The organism is Propionicimonas sp. T2.31MG-18 (assembly GCF_964266745.1).
Lineage (GTDB): Bacteria > Actinomycetota > Actinomycetes > Propionibacteriales > Propionibacteriaceae > Propionicimonas.
This window is the reverse complement of record NZ_CAXWGX010000001.1, coordinates 380,131-400,975: the sequence shown is the minus strand read 5'-3', so window position 1 is coordinate 400,975 and position 20,845 is coordinate 380,131. Positions and strand designations below refer to the sequence as shown.

Below are 20,845 nucleotides of genomic sequence, written 5' to 3'. Positions count from 1 at the left end.
ATGACACAGCAGCGGACCCCCCTGGTGGAGCGCACAGCCCCCTGGGGCGTGGTGCACTCCACGCTGCGGCAGGCGCAGAAGAGCAACCGCAACGCGCCCGCCTACTCGCGCTGGGTGAACCGTCCGGTGGGGCGGGTGTTCGCCGCGACCGGCTACCGGCTCGGCCTCAGCCCCAACATGATCAGCCTGATCAGCGCGTTGTTCACCTTCACCGGCATCGTCCTGCTGGCACTGGCGACGCCGTCGCTGCTGATCGGCGTGACCGTCGCGGCCCTGCTCGTGATCGGCTACGCGCTCGACTCCGCCGACGGTCAGGTGGCCCGGCTCCAGGGCGGCGGCTCGCTGGCGGGGGAGTGGCTCGACCACGTGATCGACGCCTTCAAGACCTCGAGCTTCCACCTCGCCGTGGCGATCATGTGGGTGCGCAACCTCGACGGCTGGGACCTGTGGACCGCGACGGTGCCGCTGGTGTTCGCGCTCCAGGCCTCCGCGTGGTTCTTCACGATCATCCTGACCGACCTCCTGCTGCGCAACGCGGGGGCCAAGCAGCAGGTGCTCGCCCACAGCGAGGGTGCTCAGTCGACGCTCACCAGCATCGTCGCGCTGCTCCTCGACTACGGCTTCCTCTCCTGGACGATGGTGCTGCTGGGCTGGTTCGACGTCTGGCGCTGGGTGTACATCGTGCTGGCGGTCACGAACGTGCTGTTGCTGCTGGCCCAGCTGCCGCGCTGGTACCGGAGGGTCTCCACCGCTGGTTGAGGGTCCCCCACACGGGGGGATTACAGGGCCCGTGGGTACTGTTACGCTCTTTCTTAGATTTTCCTGAGCGTCTGGATCCCCCGGTCCCCGTTCCCTGGAGTTCTCGTGTTGCGTCCCCCCGCGATTTTTGTGTCCCTGTGCACCGCCGTTCTCGTGGCCCTGGCCGGCCTCGGGTTCGTCGCCGTCCCCGTCGCGCCCGCGCAGGCGGCGACGGTCACCTCCTCCCGTCTGCCCGCGACGATCGCCGACGCGATCCCGGCCGACTACTCGGCACCCGCGGCAGCGCTCCACGTCGCCCCGGGCGGCTCGGACTCGGCGGCCGGCACGCCGGAGGCTCCGTTCGCCACGCTCGCCAAGGCGATGAAGACGGTCAAGGCCGGCGGCACGATCGTGCTGCGCGGCGGCGTCTACCGCGAGGGCGCCAGCGCGGCGACCGGGTTCAACACCGGCGGCACCTACTACACGAGCCTGCCCGCGGGGGTGACGATCCAGAGCTACCCGGGGGAGACGGTGTGGCTGGACGGCACTGTCCGGATCTCCTCGTGGAAGAAGGTCTCGAAGAAGGACTACAAGGTCAGCTGGTCCACCCCTGACCTGTGCGCCCAGAAGTACTACACGCGCAAGCCGTCCAGCCCGGGCACGAGCGGGCCGTGCAGCTTCCCCGACGCCGTCGGCTCCGGGGCCTCGCTCGGCGACCCGCAGATGCTGTTCCGCAACGGCAAGCAGCTCACCCAGGTGAGCTCGCTGAAGAAGATGACGTCGACCTCGAAGTTCTACTACGACTGGAGCAAGAAGGTGCTCCACGTGCGCTTCAACCCCTCGGGGAGCACGGTCGAGGCCACCCGCTTCGCGCAGGCGCTGGCGCTGTACCAGCCCTCGAACCTGAGCATCAAGGGCATCGGCTTCCGCCGCTACGCCAGCAACCAGTACACCAACGCGACCGGTGGCGCCGTGCTGCTCAACGGCGGCTCCAAGGTGCTGGTCGAGCGCTCGGTGTTCACCGAGAACGCGGGCGCCGGCCTCCTGGTGTGGCAGACGACCGGACTCACCGTCCGCCAGTCGGTGCTGTCCGGCAACGGCTCCAACGGCCTCTACGTCGACGGCGTGTGGGCCAAGCGCGCGGCCGGCTACGACGTGACCGACGACCTGGTGATCGAGTCCTCGCGGTTGGACGACAACAACCGCGACCGGTACGGGGTCAACTGCACGTGGGCCTGCGGGGCGGCCGGGGCGAAGGTCACCGGGACGGTCGGCATCACCCTGCGCGACAGCAGTTTCAGCCGCAACGGAGGCGGACGGGGGTCCGGCTTCTGGTGCGACCTGGGCTGCGGCGACCTGACCGCGTACCGCAACGACTTCATCGACAACGACCGCCACGGACTGGTGTACGAGGTCAGCTCCGGCGCGGTCGTGGCGTCCAACCTGTTCGTGCGCAACGGGTGGGACAGCCCCGCCTACGGCGGTGGCTACGCCCTCTACATCGGGTCCGCCAACGTCCGCGTCTACAACAACACGCTGGTGGACAACAACGCGGGCGTGGCGATCTACGACGACGCGCGTTCGGCCGCCGGCGAGGACGACCAGAAGCTGGGCGCCAACACGGTCGGTGTCGACTTCGTCAACAACATCGTCACCGGGGGCAGCAGCAAGACCGGTCGCCAGCTGGCGGTGAGCGGCGCCGACCTCAAGTACGCCGGCAACACCACGGCGAGCAGCGTGGTCGGCACGATCAGCCACAACTCCTACTACAACCCGTCCGGCGGGTCGAAGTACTGGCTGGCCTGGACCGAGCACAAGGGAGCAACCACCGAGATCTTCACCTCTGTGGACGCGGTGATCGCCAGCAAGGGCCACGAAGTGGGCAGCGAGCTGGTCAGGAGCGGGGCGAACCCCTTCCTGACGGCGCCCGCGAGCGGGGACTACTCGGTGAAGGGCGACAGCGAGGCGTGCGGGTCGGCGGCCGAACTGCCCGCGGACATCGCTGACCTCCTCGGCGTCGCCCGCTCCGGCCACGACCGGGGTGTCATCGCCGATCGGTAGTCCCGAATTCCGCCTGAGAAATTTCCCAGGGAATACTCAGAAATGTTAGGCTGAGGCGTCCGCGGAGCATCCGGCTCTCTCGCCCCCGTCCGGAGCCCCACAGACATCCGACAACCCCCCCATCGGAGTCCGATATGCATGTGTTCCGTACCCGCTCGCGGGTCTTCACCGCCGTGGTGGCGGGCCTGGTGACAGGCCTGGTCGCGGCGATCGTCCCGACGCAGGAGAGTTCCGCGGCCACCCTCGCGCTCTCCTCGTCCGTCCCCGGCAGTGCCGCAGCGGCGCTGGCCCCCAGCTACGCCGCGCCCGCGGGCGCCCTCTACGTCGCCACCAATGGGTCCGACACCAACGCGGGCACCCTCGCCGCGCCGTTCAAGACCCTCTACAAGGCGATGACCACCGTGAAGGCCGGCGGCACGGTCGTCGTGCGCGGCGGCGTCTACCGCCAGGGCGCGTCCGCCACGAGCGGCTACAACATCGGCGGCACCTACTACTTCACGCCGGTCCCCTCCGGCGTCACGATCCAGAACTACCCCGGCGAGACCGTGTGGTTCGACGGCACCGAGCCGGTGACCAGCTGGACCAAGGTCTCCTCGACCGACTACAAGGTGAGCTGGTCGACCCCCGACCTGTGCGCCCAGAAGTACTACACGCGCGCGCCGTCGAACCAGGCCGCCGACGGCCCCTGCAGCTACTCCGACGCGCTCGGCGCCGGCGCCTCGCTCGGCGACCCGCAGATGGTGTTCCGCAACGGCACCCAGCTCACCCAGGCCGCGTCGCTCTCGGCCATGACGGCGAACAGCTTCTACTACGACTGGGCCAACAAGGTCATGCACATCGGCTTCGACCCGGCCGGGAACTCGGTCGAGCTGACGAAGTACGCCCAGGGCATGGCCCTGTACAAGCCGACCAACTTCGCGCTCAAGGGCATCGGGTTCCGCCGGTACGCCAGCAACCAGATCCGTAACGCCACGGCGAGCGCCGTGCTCGTCAACGGCGGCTCCAACGTGCTCTTCGAGAACTCGGCGTTCGTCGAGAACGCGGGCGCGGGAGTGCAGGCGTGGCAGACCACCAACCTCACGTTCCGCCGCTCGGTGCTGTCCTCCAACGGCGCCAACGGGCTCAACTACGACGGCAACTGGTCGGCCCGCTCGACAGTCCCCACCGACAACGTGACGATCGAGTACTCGCGGCTCGACGGCAACAACGCCGACGCCTACGGCGTGAACTGCAGCTGGGCCTGTGGCGCGGCCGCGGCCAAGCTCACCGGCACCTACGGCATGACCGTGCGCTACAGCAGCCTGAGCAACAACGGCGGCCAGCGCGCGTCCGGCTTCTGGTGTGACCTCGGCTGCAAGAACCTGACCATGTACGGCAACGTGGTGAAGGGCAACGCCCGCCACGGCCTGGTGTACGAAATCAGCGACAAGGCGATCGTGGCGTCCAACCTCTTCGTCGACAACGGCTGGAACAGCCCGGCCTACGGCGGTGGGTACGGGATGTACCTCGGCTCGGCGCACGTCCGCGTCTACAACAACACGATGGTGAACAACCGGGCGGCGATCGGCGTGTACGACGACGCCCGCCAGGCCACCACCAACACCGGCGGCTTTGCGGCCGCCCGGATCGGGCCGGACACCGTGGGCACCGAGATCGTGAACAACATCATCACCGGCGGCAGTTCCGACAACGGCCGCCACGTCATGATCTCCGGCGGCGACCTGAAGTACGCCGGCAACACGACCGCCACCCAGGCGATGTCGGTGATGTCGAACAACAGCTACTACCAGGCCCCCACCGGCGACTCGAAGTACTGGACGTCGTGGAACGAGAAGGTCGGCGCGACCACGGAGGTCTACTCCTCGGTCGCGGCCTTCCAGACCGCCAAGAAGCTGGAACAGAGCAGCCAGCTGTCCAACGCGACGACCAACCCCTACCTGGCGAGCACCTCCACCGGTGACTACCGGGTGGTCTCCGGGAGCGGGGCGGACGGGTCGGCGAAGGCCCTGCCCTCCGACATCGCCGCGCTGTTCGCCAGCGGCGTCAACACGGGCGACCGCGGGGTGATCACCCTCGACGGGCAGACCGTGACGGCCGCCGGGGCCGGCACGTCCACGCCGACGCCCACGCCGACGCCGACCCCGACCACCGCCTCGCCGACGCCCACGCCGACCGCGACCACCCCGGCCGCCGGCACGACGAGCATCGCGGCCGCGGACTTCGGGACGGCTGTCGCCTCCGGCTGGGGATCGGCGACCACCGGGGGCGCCTGGACGACCAGCGGCACCGGCTTCTCGGTCTCCGGCGGCGTGGGCAAGCTCGCCCTGGCCGCGTCCAGCACGCGCTCTGCGATGCTCGGCTCCACGAGCGGCAGGGACGTCGACGCGACCGTCGAGCTCAGCCTCGACAAGGTGCCCGCGGGCGGCCAGGCGCACGTGAACCTCGACCTCCGCAAGGGCACCGACGGTGCCTACCGCGCGAAGGTGCGGTTCGCCAAGACCGGTGCGGTCAGCGTCGTGCTGGCCAAGGTGGTCGGGTCGACCGAGTACACGCTCGGTGCGGCGACGGTCTCGGGCCTCACCTACAGCCCCGGCAAGAAGCTCACACTCGGCTTCCAGGCGACCGGCACCGGCACCACCACTCTGAAGACCCGGCTGTGGGTCACCGGCCAGGCCCAGCCCTCCAGCTGGCTGCTGACCACGACCGACACCCAGCCGACCCTCCAGGACGCGGGCGCGGTGGGCGTCGCGGCCTGGGTCGAGGCGTCCACCACCAACGCGCCGATCACCGTCGGGATGGACAACCTGGCTGTGGTCAAGACCCCCTGACAGCTCGCACGCCGACCCCCTGCGGGGTTGTCAATAAACCACGGAATCGCCCCGGGAAACGCTTCCCGGGGCGATTTCCGCAGGTGTACGACATTGTCTTGCCCCCGTTCGGGGCGCGTGAGACGATGAAACGGTTCTCTGGGGGGAGAACCGGCCAGTGGAGCGTTGGCCGTCCGGGGGGGAAGGGCCACGTGCCTTGTTCAAGAACGCTTTCTCGCGCGCAATCAGCATTGTCCTGAGTGGGATCCTCGTCTTTGCGACGCTGAGTTTCATCGCACCAAACGTCGCCGCGGCCGCCGAATCGACGGTGCCGCCGATGATCGACAACCCGACGAACGCCGTCACGGCGGCACCGCTGCCGACCGCCCAGATCAACGGCATCGCCTGGGACCAGGTGATCGTGGGGAACACCGTCTACGTCGGCGGCGAGTTCACCAGCGCCCGTCCGGCCGGTGCGGCGCTCGGCACCAACGAGTCACCGCGGCAGAACCTCATGTCGTACAACCTGGCCACGGGCGTGATGACGTCCTGGGCGCCGAGCGTCAACGGGCGCATCCGCGTGATCACCGCCTCCCCCGACGGCAGCCGCATCTACATCGGTGGCTCCTTCACCACGGTCAACGGCCAGGCACGCAACCGCGTGGCGGCGTTCAACACCAGCGACGGCTCGCTGGTCGCCACCTGGGCGCCCGTCGTGGGCGCGGACGTCTTCGGCATCGCCGTCGGCTCGAGCGCGGTGTACCTGGGTGGCTGGTTCTCCAGCATCAACGGCGTGGCCCGCACGCGCCTCGGCGCGGTCACCGTGGTCTCGGGCGCGCTCACCGCGTGGGCGCCGACCGCGGACTACACCGTGGAGTCCCTGGGGATCACCGCGGCCGAGGACCGCGTGATCGTCTCCGGCGGCTTCTCCGCGATCAGCGGTGTCCCTGCGCCCAGCTTCACCAGCCTGGACGCGGTCACCGGTGAGGTCTACCCGTTCGCGGTCAACCAGGTGATCAACAACAGCGCACTCAATGCCCAGGCAGGGCAGGGCGCCGGCGTCACCTCGCTCAAGGTCGTCAACGGCAGCGTGTATGCGACCGGCTGGTCGTTCTATGTCGGCAATTTCGAGGGCATGGTGAAGGTCGACCCCTACACCGGCCAGATCCAGAACCTGATGGAGTGCCGTGGCGACACCTACGACTCGGTGCCGTTCAAGGGCCTGATCTACACCGTCAGCCACCACCACCACTGCGATGCCATCGGCGGCTTCCCCGAGGAGAGCCCGCGCATCTTCCAGCACTCGGACGCGGTGACTGACCAGGCCACCGGACAGGTGCAGTACAACTTCCCGGGGCAGCCCTCGGGCTCCTACGTCAACTGGTTCCCGACGTGGCGCCCCGCCCCGGCGGGCACCGGCAGCCTCGCCCAGCAGGCCGGCTGGAGCACGGAGGCGTCGGGGGACTACCTCGCCATCGGCGGCGAGTTCCTGATGATCAACGGCATCGCCCAGCAGGGTCTGGTGCGCTTCGGCACCCACGCGGTCGCCGGCGCGAGCACGTCCACCCCGGCGGCGCCCGCGGCCGAGATGGTGCCCATCCTCCGCAACATCAGCGAGACCTCCACGCGGGTGTCGGTGAGGTCGCAGTGGGACCGCGACAACATGACGCTCACGACCAACATCTTCCGGCTCGACGTCAGCACCACGGTGCCGGTCCACTCCTTCACCGGCGAGTCGACCTTCTGGAACCGGCCGGTGCTCAGCTGGGTCGACACCGGGCTGACCACGGGCCAGACCTACACCTACCGCATCCAGTTCGTCGACGCGGACGGCAACAAGCGCACCAGCGCAGAGGTGAGCATCGTGGCCGGCACCAACGTGCCCCCCTCCAGCGACTACTCCAACCAGGTCTTCGCCGACGGCGCGCTGAACTACTGGCGCCTCGGTGACGCGGTCGGCGCGACCACCGCCGTCGACTGGGCCTCCGGCAACGACCTGGTCGTGCCCGCGGGCGTGACCATGGGCCAGCAGGGCGCGGTCATCGGTTCCGCGGACACCGCCGCCTCCTTCAGCGGGGCGTCTGGCGTCTCCGCCGGGACGACCAGCCCGATCCCCGGGCCCAACACCTTCAGCCAGGAACTGTGGTTCACCACGACCACCACCGCCGGCGGGAAGCTGCTCGGCTTCGGCAGTTCCGCGTCCGGCAACAGCGGCAGCTACGACCGGCACGTCTACATGGGCTCGGACGGCCGGCTGACCTTCGGCGTCTACCCCGGTGGCGTGCGCACCGTGAGCACGGCGAAGTCCTACAACGACGGCGCGTGGCACCACGTGGTCACCTCGCTGTCTGCGGCGGGCATGGTCTTGTGGGTGGACGGCATCAAGGCCGGTGAGGACACCTCTGTCACCAGCGGCCAGGACTACACCGGCTACTGGCGGGTCGGCGGGGACAGCCTGGGCGGCTGGCCGAACACCGGCACGTCCAGCTACTTCAACGGCACGATCGACGACGTCGCGATCTACCCCACCGTCCTCACCCGCGAGCAGGTGCGCGACCACTTCACCAAGAGCGGACGCACCCTCGACATCCCGACGCCGCCGTCCGACGCCTACGGCACGGAGGTCGTCACCGACGACCCGACACTGTTCTGGCGGCTCAACGAGACCGGCGGCGCGACCACGGCCCGCGACGCCAACGGCAACCTCCAGGACGGGACGTACTACAACAACCCGCAGCAGGGCCAGCCGTCCGACGTGGTCCCCGGCGACGCGGCCGTCGGCTTCGACGGCACCAACGACCTGGTCTCGACGAACGCCAGCTTCACGAACCCGACGGTCTTCAGCGTCGAGGCGTGGTTCAACACCACCACCACCTCCGGCGGCAAGATCATCGGCTTCGGGCGGGCTGCCAGCGGCAACAGCAGCAGCTACGACCGGCACGTCTACATGAGCCCGGACGGGCGGCTGAACTTCGGCACCTACAACGGGTCGCTCAACATCGCGACCTCGCCGGCCAGCTACAACGACGGTGCCTGGCACCAGGCCGTGGCCACCATGGGCCCGGGCGGCATGGCGCTGTACGTGGACGGCGTGCTCGTGGCCACCAACCCCAACACCGTCCCGGAGAACTACACCGGCTACTGGCGGGTGGGCGGTGACAACACGTGGAGCGGCAACCCGTACTTCAACGGCCGCATCGACGAGGTCTCCGTGTACTCCAAGGTGCTGGGCGCCGACCGCGTCTTCGCCCACTACCGCGCCTCGGGCGTCTGGCAGAACCACCCGCCGACGGTCTCCATCGGCGGCACCTGCACCAACGGTGCCTGCTCGCTCGTGGCCGACGCCACCGACCCTGACGGCTCCGTGACCTCGCTGGCCTGGGACCTCGGCGACGGCACCACCTCCACCGACGCCTCCGTGGCCCACACCTACGCCGCGCCGGGCACCTACACGGTCACCCTCACCGCGACCGACGACCTCGGCGCGACCAGCGTGGCGACGCGCACCGTCACGGTGAAGCCCGTCAAGGACGTGCCCACCGACCCGTACGGCCAGCTCGTGAGCTCCGACGACCCGATGCTGTACTGGCGGCTCGGCGAGACCGACGGCACCACCGCCTACGACTACTCCCGCCAGGTGCACGACGGCACCTACGCCGGCGCGAGCCTCGGCCAGGACTCGCTCGTCGCGGCCCCGGACAAGGCCGTGAACCTGTCGGGCGAGGCCGCCGTGGCCAGCCAGGAGCAGTTCGCCAACCCGACCACGTTCACCTCCGAGGCCTGGTTCGCCACCACGTCGGCGGGCGGGCGCATCATCGGCTTCGGCAACACCGCCGCGGGGCGCTCGACCAACTACGACCGCCACATCTACCTCGACTCCTCCGGACGCATCGTCTTCGGGATCTGGAACGGTGGCTCCTACACGATCACCACCGCAGGGGCCTACAACGACGGTGCCTGGCACCACGTGGTCGGCACGCTCGGCCCCGACGGCATGGCGCTCTACGTGGACGGCGACCTGGTGGGCACCAACGCGCACAGCGGCGTCGACGCCTACAACGGGTACTGGCGCCTGGGCGCGGACAACATCTGGGACGGCGGCGGCCAGCTGAACGGCCTGGTCGACGAGGCGGCCGTGTACGACCACGTGCTCACCGCGTCCCAGGTGCGGGCGCACTACCGGGCGTCCGGGGTGTTCGTGAACAGCGTCCCGACGGCGAGCTTCACGGCGGACAAGGACGGCCTCTTCGTCAGCCTGGACGCCTCGGCGTCCGGTGACGCGGACGGCACCATCGCGTCCTACGCGTGGGACTTCGGTGACGGAGCCACCTCGAGCCAGGTGGCCCCGACGCACACCTACGCCGGAGAGGGCACCTACACGGTGAGCCTAACCGTGACCGACGACCTCGGGGCGTCGGCGACCTCCACGCGGACCCTCGGCGTCCGCGAGCCGTTGCCGGCCCCGGCGGACGCCTACGGCCAGGCTGTCGACGCCGACGCGCCGCTGCTCTACTGGCGCCTCGACGAGACCACGGGCGACGTGGCGCGCGACGCCACCAGCCACGTCATCGACGGCACCTACGCCGGGGCCACCCTCGGCGAGGCCTCCCCGGTGACCGGCACCGGCCGTGCCGTCGGGTTCTCCGGCGACGGCTTCGCCGCCTCCGACGACGCGTTCGTGAACCCGACGACCTTCTCGGTCGAGGCCTGGTTCGCCACCGGGTCGCCCGGCCAGCGGATCATCGGCTTCGGCAACGCGCACGAGGGCCGCTCGGCCAACTACGACCGCCACGTGTTCCTCAACGACGCCGGCCAGCTCGTGTTCGGCGTCTGGAACGACTCCGGCTCGCACACCGTGACCACCGCTGGCACCTACGCCGATGGCGGGTGGCACCACGTGGTGGGCACGATGGGCGCCTCCGGCATGGCCCTCTACGTCGACGGTGTCCTTGCGGGCACCGACCCGACGACGGTGCCGCAGGCCTACGCCGGCCACTGGCGGGTGGGCACGGACAACACCTGGTCGGGCAGCGGTGAGTTCACCGGCCGGATCGACGAGGCCGCGGTGTACTCGACGGTGCTCAGCGCCGAGCGGGTGGCCGCGCACTACGCCGCGTCCCTGGTGTCGAACGCCGCGCCGCTGGCGGACTTCTCCGCGACCTGCACCGGTGCCTCCTGCGAGCTGGTCGCCACGGCCAGCGACCCCGACGGCAGCATCGCCGGCTACGAGTGGGACCTCGGCGACGGCTCCGCGCCGCAGACCACGGCGTCGGTGTCGCACGTGTACCCCACGGCCGGCACCTACACCGTGACGCTCGTCGTCACCGACGACCGCGGCACCCGGACGACGGTGACCAGGGACGTCGACGTCGTGATCCCGAACTCCCCGCCGGCGGCCGTGATCGCCGACCCGGTGGTGAACGGGCTGGTCGTGGACGTGGACGGCTCCGGCTCCACCGACCCCGACGGCACGATCGCCTCCTACAGCTGGGACTTCGGCGACGGCAGCCCCGCCGTCACCGGTGCGGCGGCCACCCACGCCTACGGCATCGCGGGCACCTTCCCGGTGACCCTGACGGTGACCGATGACGACGGCGCCACCGCCACCTCGACGGTCGACGTCACCGTCGACGTGCCCAACCTGTCGCCGGCCGCCGTCATCGACCCGGTCAGCCCGGCCGGGCTGGTGGTCGACGTGGACGGGTCCGGTTCGAGCGATCCCGATGGTGTGCTGGTCGACTGGCAGTGGACGTTCGGCGACGGCGGCACCGCGTCCGGGGCGACCGCGTCCCACACCTACGCCGGCGGCGGGACCTTCACGATCACCCTGACCGTGACCGACAACCGCGGCGGGCAGGACTCCACCTCCACAGAGGTGACGATCGTCGCGCCCAACCAGGCGCCGACGGCCGTGATCGGCACCCCGGTGGTCACCGGGCTGTCGGTCGACGTGGACGGCACCGGATCCTCCGACCCGGAGAACACCGCGCTCACCTACGCGTGGACGTTCGGTGACGGTGCCACCGCGACCGGTGCGACCGCGAGCCACGCCTACGCCACCGACGGCACTTACACCGTCACCCTGCTGGTCACCGACGCCGGCGGCGCGAGCAACTCGGCCACCACGACGGTGACGGTCGCCACGCCGAACGCCGCTCCGGTGGCCGTGATCGCCACGCCGGTGGTCGACCACCTCACCGTCCAGGTCGACGGCTCGGGGTCGAACGATGACGGCGCGGTCGCGGGCTACGCCTGGACGTTCGGGGACGGCGGCACGGCGAGCACAGCCGTCGCCACGCACTCCTACGCCACCGCGGGCACCTACACGGTGACCCTGGTCGTCACCGACAACCTGGGCCTGACGTCCGACCCGGTGACCACCACCGTGACCGTGACCGCCCCCAACGCAGCCCCGGTGCCGCACATCGCGACGCCGGTGGTCGACGGGCTCACCGTCGACGTGGACGGCTCCGGCTCGACCGACGACGGTACCATCGCCTCCTGGGCGTGGACCTTCGGCGAGGGGGCGGACGCCACCGGTGCCACCGCCAGCCACGCCTACGCTGCCGGCGGCACCTACACGATCACCCTCACGGTGACCGACAACCTCGGCGTCAGCGCGTCCACGACCACCTCGGTGACCGTGGTGAAGCCCAACGAGAAGCCGGTCGCGGTGATCGCCACCCCGACGGTCGACCTCAACTCCGTCGCCGTGGACGGCTCCGGCTCGACCGATGCCGACGGCTCGATCACGTCCTGGGCGTGGCAGTTCGGCGACGGGGCGACGGCGAACAGCGCCACCGCGTCGCACGCCTACGCCGCGGGCGGCACCTACACCGTGACGCTGACCGTCACCGACAACCTCGGCGCGACCGGCACCGCGACCCGCCAGGTGACCGTCTCCGCCCCGCCGGTGACGGCGCTGGCGACGGACACGTTCTCGCGCACCGGCAGCCGCTGGGGGACGGCGGACGTCGGCGGGACCTGGACCGATTCCGGCGCGGCGTACTTCGCGACCGACGGCTCCCTCGGCCAGGTCACGGTGTCGCGGGCGGGCTCGGGTCCCTCGGCGACGCTGAACGCGGTGTCGGCCGCCGACGTGACCCTGGTGACGGACGTGGCGCTGGCCGCCCGGCCGACCGGCTCGGCGTTCCTGCACCAGAGCATGGCGCGTCTGAACGGCACCACCTACTACCTGCTCACGACCAGGTTCGAGACGACCGGCGCGGTCCGGCTGATCCTGTCCCGGGTCGTGGGCGGCGCGGAGACCCAGCTGCGGACGGTGACCGTCAACGGCATCACGTACAACGCCGGTGACCGGCTGCGCGTGCGGTTCGACGTGCACGGCACCAGCCTCGACGGCAAGGTGTGGCCGGTGACCGGCAGCGAACCGGCCACGGCCCAGGCGTCGATCACCGACGCCACCATCGCCGGTGCCGGCGCGGTGGGCCTGCGGTTCTACACCGGCAGTGGGACGACGAGCCTGCCCACCCGGGCCAGCGTCGACAACTTCCAGGTCGCCCCGTACACCGACGGGGCGCTGGAGAACCAGGCGCCGGTGGCCAGGTTCGACGCGACCCCGACGAGCTGGAGGCTCGCGGTGGACGCCGCGGCGTCCAGCGACGACGGCAGCATCACCGCCTACGCGTGGAACTTCGGCGACGGTGCCACCGCCACCGGACGGACGGCGGACCACACCTACGCGGCGAACGGGACGTACACCGTCACGCTCACCGTCACCGACGACCGCGGGGCGACCGGGACGCTGGCGAAGACGGTGACGGTGGCCAACGCCACCCCGACCGCAGCCTTCAGCGCGACGCCGGCCGAACGCACGCTCGCCGTGGACGCCTCCGCCTCGAGCGACGACGGCACGATCGCCGGCTACGCGTGGGAATTCGGCGACGGCGCCACCGCCACCGGGAAGACGGCGAGCCACACCTACGCCGCCGACGGCACCTACACGGTGGTCCTCACGGTCACCGACGAGTTCGGCGTCACGGGCACGCTCGCCACGACGGTGACGGTGGCCAACGCGGCACCGGTGGCGGGGTTCACCTCGTCCTCGACCGACCTCACCCTTGCCGTGGACGCCTCCACCTCCACCGACGACGGCGGGATCGCCGCGTACGCGTGGGCGTTCGGAGACGGCGCCACGGCGACGGGGAAGACGGCGACGCATGCCTACGCCGCCGCCGGCACCTACACCGTCGAGCTCACCGTCACCGACGCGCACGGGCTGACCTCGACCTCCTCGGCCGAGGTCACGGTGGCGGTCAACCAGGCGCCCACGGCGTCCTTCACCGCCGCCACGGCGGACCTGAAGGTGACCGTGGACGGCCGCGACTCCGCCGACCCGGACGGGACGATCGCGTCCTGGGCGTGGGAGTTCGGCGACGGCGGGACGGGGACCGGTGACACCGCGACCCACACCTACGCCTCGGCGGGCACGTACACCGTGAAACTCACCGTCACCGACGACAAGGGCCGCACGGACTCCTCGACCAAGTCGGTCACGGTCACCGCACCCGCGGTGACGGTGGTGGCGTCCGACACCTTCAACCGGACCGTGGCCTCCGGCTGGGGCACGGCGCCGACCGGCGGCGCCTGGACGGTCTCCGCGGCGATGTTCTCCGTGAACGGCACCCGGGGCCTGGTGACGCTGCCGGCGGCGTCGAAGGGCCCGGTGGCCCGCCTGGCCTCGGTGTCGGAGCGCGACGTGTCGATCATCACCGACTTCGCGCTCGACCAGGTGCCGGTGGGCGGCACCTACTACCACCAGGTGCTCGCCCGGATGAGCGGGACGACGAGCTACTACATGGTCACGGCACGGATCGAGACCACCGGCGCCCTCCGGGTGTACGTGTCCCGCGTCGTGTCGGGCACGGAGACCGTGCTGCGGACCGTGGCCTACAACGGCTTCGGCTACGCGGCCGGGGAGCGGCTCTCGATGCGCCTGGACGTCAGCGGGACGGGGACGACGAACCTCGCAGCGAAGGTGTGGCGCTCGACCGACACCGAGCCCGCGACCGCGCAGGTGACGGCCACCGACACCACGGCGGCGCTGCAGTCGGCCGGTGCGATCGGCATCCGCGCCTACACCGGGTCCGGCATGACCAGCCTGCCGCTGGTCGCCAGCGTCGGAGGGTTCCGGGCGGAGCGGCTGTGAGCGCGGCCGTCTCCTCCCGCCGGGCCGCGGTCCGGACGGGGCTCGCCACCGCGCTCGTCGTCGGGCTGGCCGCGCTGTCCGGGTGCACCGGACCGGCCGGCACGGACGGCCGCCCGACACCCGGCTCGGTCACCCAGACCGTCCCTGCGGTCACCCCGCCCGCGCCGAGGACGGTCGGGCTGTCGGAGGAGGGCGATCTCGGCGGGCTGCGGCTGAGGGTGGTGTCCGTGACGGCCCAGGACGTGGAGAGCACCGTGCCCACCGAGGGCAAGGGGCCGGCCCTGGTGTTCGTCCTCTCGCTCCGCAACGACAGCGGCGCGGCGTACCGGACCGAGCAGCTCGAGACGACCCTGATCGACTCGGCAGGAGGCGCGGCGAGCCGGGTCACCGGCGCGCCGGCCACGGCGTTCCCCGCGGAGCTCGCGCCCGGGGCGACCGCGACAGCGAGCTTCGTCTACCTGGTCGCGCTCGACAAGCGCTCGCCGGTGGCGCTCACGGTCTCGGCGGGTGCCGGCCGGCAGCCGGTCGAGTTCCGCGGCAACGCCTGAGGCCGGCGGCGTCGCGGCCTCAGGCCAGCGCCCGCAGCGCCGTCCGGGCGCGACCGAGCAGGTCGGCCGCGCGGCGTCGCGTCGCCTCCACGCTGGCCGTGAGGTCGGTGGCAGCCAGCTCGGCCGCGCGGGGGCCGGCGTCCGGGTCGCGGAGGTCCACCACCGCGTCCCACCCCAGCTCGCCCAGGAGCGGGGCGAACTTGCGGGAGTACGCGAGCGCGATTCCCGGGGTGCCGACGGAGATGCTGTTCAGGCAGGCGTGCATCCGCGAGCCGATCAGCAGGTTCGCCCCGCGCAGCAGGGCGCGCACCTCGGCCAGCCCGGACGGCACGGCCACCGGGAGCCCCCACTGGTGGCCCAGCTCGCGCACCACCGGGACGTCGTTGTCGGCCTCGGGGGAGTCGAGCACGTGCGCGAGCAGCGTCACCTCGCGCCCCGCGGCCCGCAGGGCGTCCACGAGGCCGGTCACGGTGCGCCGGTACTCCCGCGCGGGGCCGTGCCGGTCGGACGTCCACAGCAGGCCGGACACGTTCAGCATGACGTCCGCGGTGCCCGCGGGTTCGGGAACGTCGAGGGCGAACACCACGTCGGTGGTGACCACGGGGTCCGGGCACCCGAGCTCCGCGGCCACCTGGGCCGACACCGGGTCGCGGCAGAGCACGACGTCCGCCCGCTTCAGCGACCACGCGCCGAGGAGCCGGCCCTCCCGCGTCTCGAACGGGCCGACCGTCTGCGGCGTGAGCACCAGCGGGACGCCCGCCCGCCGCGTGAACTCGCCCATCGCGACCAGCGCGCGCAGGCGCTTGAGGCCGTAGATGTCGGCGAAGGAGTCGCCCATCCGGGTGTCGAGGGCGACGTCGTAGCCGCGCAGCCACGTCCGCAGGCCGACCCGGCCGAGCACGGCGTCACGCAGCAGGAGTCGCGGCGACGCGATGGTGCGCGGAGCCGGGCCGTCGCTGTAGTACTGGGTGTCGAGCTCGATCCCCGGCCAGGCGTCCTCGGCCATTCGCCGGGTGCCCTCGGCCAGCACCGCCACGCCGAGGTTGGCCGTGCCGCCGCGCGCCCACAGCACCACGCCGCGGCGCGGGGGAGCGGCGCTCACCGGGTACCGCCCCGGACGCGTCCGGCCAGGGCGAGGGCCCGGCGGAACGCCGCCTCGTGGTCGGCCCCCGCGGCGGGCCAGTCGCGCCGGTCGAGGTTCGGGCGTCCCGACGGCGGGGACGCCTCGACGGCGGCCAGCGCCTCCTCCAGGGCTGCGGTGGTCAGCTCGCCGGTGAAGAAGTACAACCAGCCCGGTCCGACCTCCTCGGCAAGAAGCCGGTTGAAGGCGGTGTCGGGCACCAGCGCCGGACGGTCGACCGACAGGGCGGCCAGCGCGACCCCCGAATTGTGCATGTGGTGGTAGGGCAGGACGACGAGGGTGGCCGAGGTGAGCTCGCGGACGAACGCCGCGTCGTCGAGGAAGCTGAAGTCGAACCCGATCCGCGGGTCGTCGCCGGCCAGGTCCTCCAGCGACCGGGCCAGGTCGTCGGTGGACGGGCGCCCGGACACCCGGAGGGTCAGGCTCGGGCGGTCCAGGGCGCGGAAGGCCGTGACCAGGTTCTCCACGCCCTTGTACCGCCGGATGAGCCCGACGTAGGCCACCCGGCCCGGAACGCGGGCCTCGGCCCGCTGGCGTCCGTACCAGTCGCGGTAGTGCCCGTGCGGGATCACGACCGACGGCTTGTCGTCGGTGAAGGTGGACACCGGGTTCAGGGCGATCCGCAGCGTCGTCCAGCGGTCGGCCAGGTCGAGCAGGAAGCCGTCCACCCTGCCCAGCCCCTGCGGGCGCTCGAGGTTGTGCCAGGTGCGCACCAGCGGCGTCCGGGTGATCCGCAGCCGCAGGAGCATCGCGAGGGTGAGCACGCGTCGGCGCCACCGCCGCGGCCCGGAGGTGGCGGTGAGCAGGGCCTCGGGCCAGTGCACGTGGAAGACGTCGTAGCGGCCGAGGATCGCCCGGCGGAACGAGAACAGGTGCACCTCGAGCCCGGGACGGGCGCGCAGGGCCTCGACGAGCTGGACGATGTAGGGGTTGGTCGTCGGCCGGATCGCCGGCGTCGACTCCATCACGGACACCCGCGGGGTGCCGTCGGCCGCAGGGGGCAGGGGCTCGGTACTCACGATGCGGGTTCGTCCTTCCGGCGGCGCAGGTTCTGGCGGATCATCGTGACGACCCCGGTGAGGTCGCGGCGGAACCGCGGGATCAGGCTGAGCAGGGCGTAGGTCGCGGCGGCGGCGAGCAGGATCAGCGCCAGGCGCGCCACGACGTGCAGGCCGGCCGTGAGCGCCTCCGTCGCCGCAGCGGCGAGGCCGACCGTTCCGGCGAACACCACCACGCGGAGGCCGCCCAGCCACAGGGCACGGACGGGGATGTTCGCGCGGCGCGACAGCCACCAGAACGACAGCGGCCAGGCGATCAGCGGCGAGAGGGCCATCGCCCACGCCACACCCATCACCCCGAAGAAGGAGCCGGTGACCACGAACGCCACCCGGATGCCGGTGCTGAGGAACGAGTAGTGCAGCAGGTGCCCCACGAGGCCCTTGGACACGTACACCCAGTACCCGACGAACGACAGCATCTGCAGCCCGGCCGCCACGGCCAGGAGCCGGAGGATGTCGGTGGCGTCGACCCACTGCGGTCCCAGCAGCAGGTCGACCAGGGGTCCCGTGGACCCGGCGACGACGGCCAGGCCGGCCACCACCGAGTAGCCGATCACCATCTGGCCCTGCGCGACGTAGCGCTGGAAGCGCTCGTCGTCGGACTGCACGCGGGAGAGCACCGGGATCGCCACGGTGCTCAGCGGGCCGCGCACCTGCGACATCGGGGCGGAGATGAGCTGGTAGGAGCGGTTGTAGACGCCCAGCTCCGCGGCGCTGACGCGCAGGCCCAGCATGATCGTGTCGATGTTGTTGCCGAGGTAGGTGACCAGCTGCGAGCCGGCCAGCCGCCAGCCGAAGCTCAGGAAGGGACGCACGCGCTCCGACCGGTGCCACAGGTGCGGTACCCACCCGGCGGCCCCGGCCATCACCAGCAGCGTGGTGGCCAGTGCCACCAGCTGCTGGACGACCAGCGCCCAGAACCCCCAGCCGGCCAGCGCGGCGACGACGGCTGCGACCAGCCCGAGCAACGGCCCGCTGGTGTCGGCCACGGCCAGCCGCCGGAACAGCATCCGGCGGTACAGGTCGGCCCGGTACTGGGTGGCCATCCCGTTGATCAGGAAGGACGCGGCCAGCGCGAGGGTGATCGGGACGAGCTCCGGCCGCCCGTAGAACGCGGCGATGAGCGGGGACGCCGCCATCGCCAGCACCGTCAGCAGCGCACCGAGCCCGGTGTTCAGCCAGAACAGGTTGTGCTGCTGCCCCCGGGAAAGGTGCGGGGCCTGAATGGCCGCGGACGACAGCCCGAAGTCGCGGAACGTGTCGGCCACGCCGATGAGGGCCGTGACCATCGCCACCAGCCCGTAGTCGTGGGGGGTCAGCAGCCGGGCGAGGGTGATCACGGCGAGCAGCTGGATGGCGATCTTGCCCGCCTGCGCTGCCATCGTGACCGCAGCGCCGCCCACGGCCCGGCGTCCCAGGTGCTGCCCCTCTCCCGCGGTGGCGGCGGAGGCGTCGCCGCCGGCCGGGCCGCGCTCGTCCCCGCTCACCGGCCGCCCCCGGCACGGGCGCGGGAGTAGCTGCCGGACGCGGTGCGCAGCTGCGTCCGCGGTGCCCGCAGCACGTGCCGCCACAGGCCGAAGCCGCGGTAGCGGGGCACCGCCCGGCCCGCGAGCCGGACGCCGGCCAGCCGTCCCCACAGCGTCGTGCGCCGCCGCACCTGGAACGGCTGGACGGCGGCCAGGTCGTCCACCTCGAGCGGCGCGGTCTCGAGCACGCCGGCCTCGACCGCCGCGGCCAGGATCTCGGCACCCCGGGTGGTGCGGGCGAGGACGGCGCTCACGCCGTCCCCTTCCGCGAAGGACGGGTAGCCCCGCTCGTCGGTGTGCCAGAAGTCGGCGGCGACGAGGTCGGCGGAGTCGCCGACACCATCCACGCAGAGCTTGCACCGCCACTGTGCCGCCGGGCCCAGCACGCGTCCCCACGATTCGTCGTAGGTGACGCTGGCCCGGCTCCCGTCCTCGCCGACCACGGTGAACCGGCCGGGCCAGCCCCGGCCGCGGTACCACAGCGCTGTCGGCGGGGTGGGTCCGGAGAGCTCGGCCACGAGGGCGTCGGTGGCGTCCTGGCTCGGCGTGCCCGCGCAGAAGAAGGACAGCAGGAGCGGGGCGGCCTCGCCGCGGGCGCGCGCCAGCGCCCGCACGGCGGCCACCTCGCACGGCTTGCCGACGAACGCCGCGTCCGGCGTGCCCAGGACGGCCGCCGCGGCGTTGGAGACCGGCGCGTAGCGCGACCCGGCCGCGGCGAGGGCGTCCGCCCGCCCGGTCAGCCGGACGGTGACCGTGCGCGTCGGGGCGGTGGGGGAGGCAGCGGCTCCCACCACGGTGCTCGCCCGCCCGGAGTCGAGGAGCCAGGCCGTGAGCGCGGAGAGGACGCCGCCGCTGCTGCCCCGGAACCGGAACTCCGCGTCGGTGGCCCAGCCCTGGGCCGCCGCCACCACCGGGCCCATCGTCGCGTGCGGCCGGCTGCCCTCCGGGCGCTGTGCGACCACCGTCCGGCCGGGACAGACGCGGTCGAAGACGGGACTGGCCGGCGTGGGGGAGGTGCCCTCCACCGGACGGGGACGGCTGTACCCCCCGTCGAGCGCCATCTCGAGGCCCGGGCCGAGCAGCACGCACGCCCCGCACCCGCTGCACAGGCCGTCGCGCACCACCGCCCCGGCCTGGCCGGCCAGCGTGGATTCACCCATGCGCACCCGCCAGGATCACGCCGAGGCGACGGCAGAGCTCGGCCACCTCGCCCAGCCGGGCGGCGTGCAGCTCCTCCGGTGCGGAGTGGGCATCGGGGAGGTCCCAGGGCTCAGGGGCCTCCGGCGGGCGCCGGAACTGCCACCACCGCCGCGGAGGCGGGGGCGGCGGGGCCAGCGTCGAGAGGATGGGACGGTTGGAGTGCAGGGCGTGGGCCCAGGCGGGCAGGCCGCCGGGGTCGAGCCGGCGTCCCCGGATCGCCGCGGCCAGGGTGCTGGCCTCGCGGAGGGTGAACAGGCGGTCCCGGGTGGACGGGTCCAGCCGCGCGACGAGCCCGCGCTGGCGGACGGTGAACGTGAGGATCAGGGCGGCCTCGGCGAGCTCCTCCACGACGAGTTCCCGTGAGCCGGTGGTGAGTTGCGGCGGCTGGGGCAGGCCCTCGACGGAGACCAGCCCGCGCACGACCGGGCAGGTCTCCTGGCCCTCGACCGTCTCGACGCCTGCGCTGCCGACCGTGATCGACGTGCCGGAGAGCGCGTCGGCGAGGATCGCCGACCCGTACACCGAGCGGCAGATGTTGGCCGTGCACACGAGGAAGATCCCTCCTGCCGTCCCCCACATGGCTGTGCCCCCCTCACG

Annotated in this window: 10 protein-coding genes; 5 read left to right on the top strand and 5 right to left on the bottom strand. The window is 71.9% G+C overall.

The window, feature by feature from the left end:
• From ACFQQJ_RS01650 to ACFQQJ_RS01630, 5 genes are all read left to right on the top strand, one after another.
• Window positions 1-759 (top strand): CDP-alcohol phosphatidyltransferase family protein, encoded by a 759-nt coding sequence (locus tag ACFQQJ_RS01650; protein WP_377103405.1) that lies wholly within the window; start codon window positions 1-3, stop codon window positions 757-759.
• A gap of 105 nt (window positions 760-864) precedes the next feature.
• Window positions 865-2,799 (top strand): right-handed parallel beta-helix repeat-containing protein, encoded by a 1,935-nt coding sequence (locus ACFQQJ_RS01645; protein WP_377103403.1) that lies wholly within the window; start codon window positions 865-867, stop codon window positions 2,797-2,799.
• Window positions 2,800-2,933: 134 nt separating this feature from the next.
• On the top strand, window positions 2,934-5,627 hold the full coding sequence (locus ACFQQJ_RS01640; protein WP_377103401.1) for a right-handed parallel beta-helix repeat-containing protein: 2,694 nt from the start codon (window positions 2,934-2,936) through the stop codon (window positions 5,625-5,627).
• Between the two features lie 316 nt (window positions 5,628-5,943).
• Window positions 5,944-14,775 (top strand): PKD domain-containing protein, encoded by an 8,832-nt coding sequence (locus tag ACFQQJ_RS01635; RefSeq protein WP_377103399.1) that lies wholly within the window; start codon window positions 5,944-5,946, stop codon window positions 14,773-14,775.
• Complete coding sequence (locus ACFQQJ_RS01630; RefSeq protein ID WP_377103397.1) at window positions 14,772-15,323, top strand: hypothetical protein; 552 nt, start codon at window positions 14,772-14,774, stop codon at window positions 15,321-15,323. Before ACFQQJ_RS01635 ends, ACFQQJ_RS01630 begins: the two co-directional genes overlap by 4 nt.
• 19 nt (window positions 15,324-15,342) lie before the next feature.
• On the opposite strand, the gene ACFQQJ_RS01625 is transcribed toward ACFQQJ_RS01630, so the two are convergent.
• From ACFQQJ_RS01625 to ACFQQJ_RS01605, 5 genes are read right to left on the bottom strand one after another with little or no spacing between them, the layout of a single operon-like run.
• Window positions 15,343-16,425, bottom strand: coding sequence for a polysaccharide pyruvyl transferase family protein (locus tag ACFQQJ_RS01625; protein WP_377103395.1), 1,083 nt, complete (start codon window positions 16,423-16,425; stop codon window positions 15,343-15,345).
• Entirely contained in the window at window positions 16,422-17,483 is a 1,062-nt protein-coding gene (locus tag ACFQQJ_RS01620) for a glycosyl transferase (RefSeq protein ID WP_377103393.1), read from the bottom strand. The genes ACFQQJ_RS01625 and ACFQQJ_RS01620 overlap by 4 nt, the downstream gene beginning before the upstream one ends.
• Window positions 17,480-19,009, bottom strand: coding sequence for a lipopolysaccharide biosynthesis protein (locus ACFQQJ_RS01615; protein ID WP_377103391.1), 1,530 nt, complete (start codon window positions 19,007-19,009; stop codon window positions 17,480-17,482). The genes ACFQQJ_RS01620 and ACFQQJ_RS01615 overlap by 4 nt, the downstream gene beginning before the upstream one ends.
• A complete protein-coding gene (locus ACFQQJ_RS01610; RefSeq protein WP_377103389.1) occupies window positions 19,006-20,208 on the bottom strand; it encodes a Coenzyme F420 hydrogenase/dehydrogenase, beta subunit C-terminal domain in 1,203 nt (400 codons plus the stop codon). Before ACFQQJ_RS01610 ends, ACFQQJ_RS01615 begins: the two co-directional genes overlap by 4 nt.
• On the bottom strand, window positions 20,201-20,827 hold the full coding sequence (locus ACFQQJ_RS01605; RefSeq protein ID WP_377103387.1) for a hypothetical protein: 627 nt from the start codon (window positions 20,825-20,827) through the stop codon (window positions 20,201-20,203). Before ACFQQJ_RS01605 ends, ACFQQJ_RS01610 begins: the two co-directional genes overlap by 8 nt.
• Window positions 20,828-20,845: the final 18 nt, after the last annotated feature.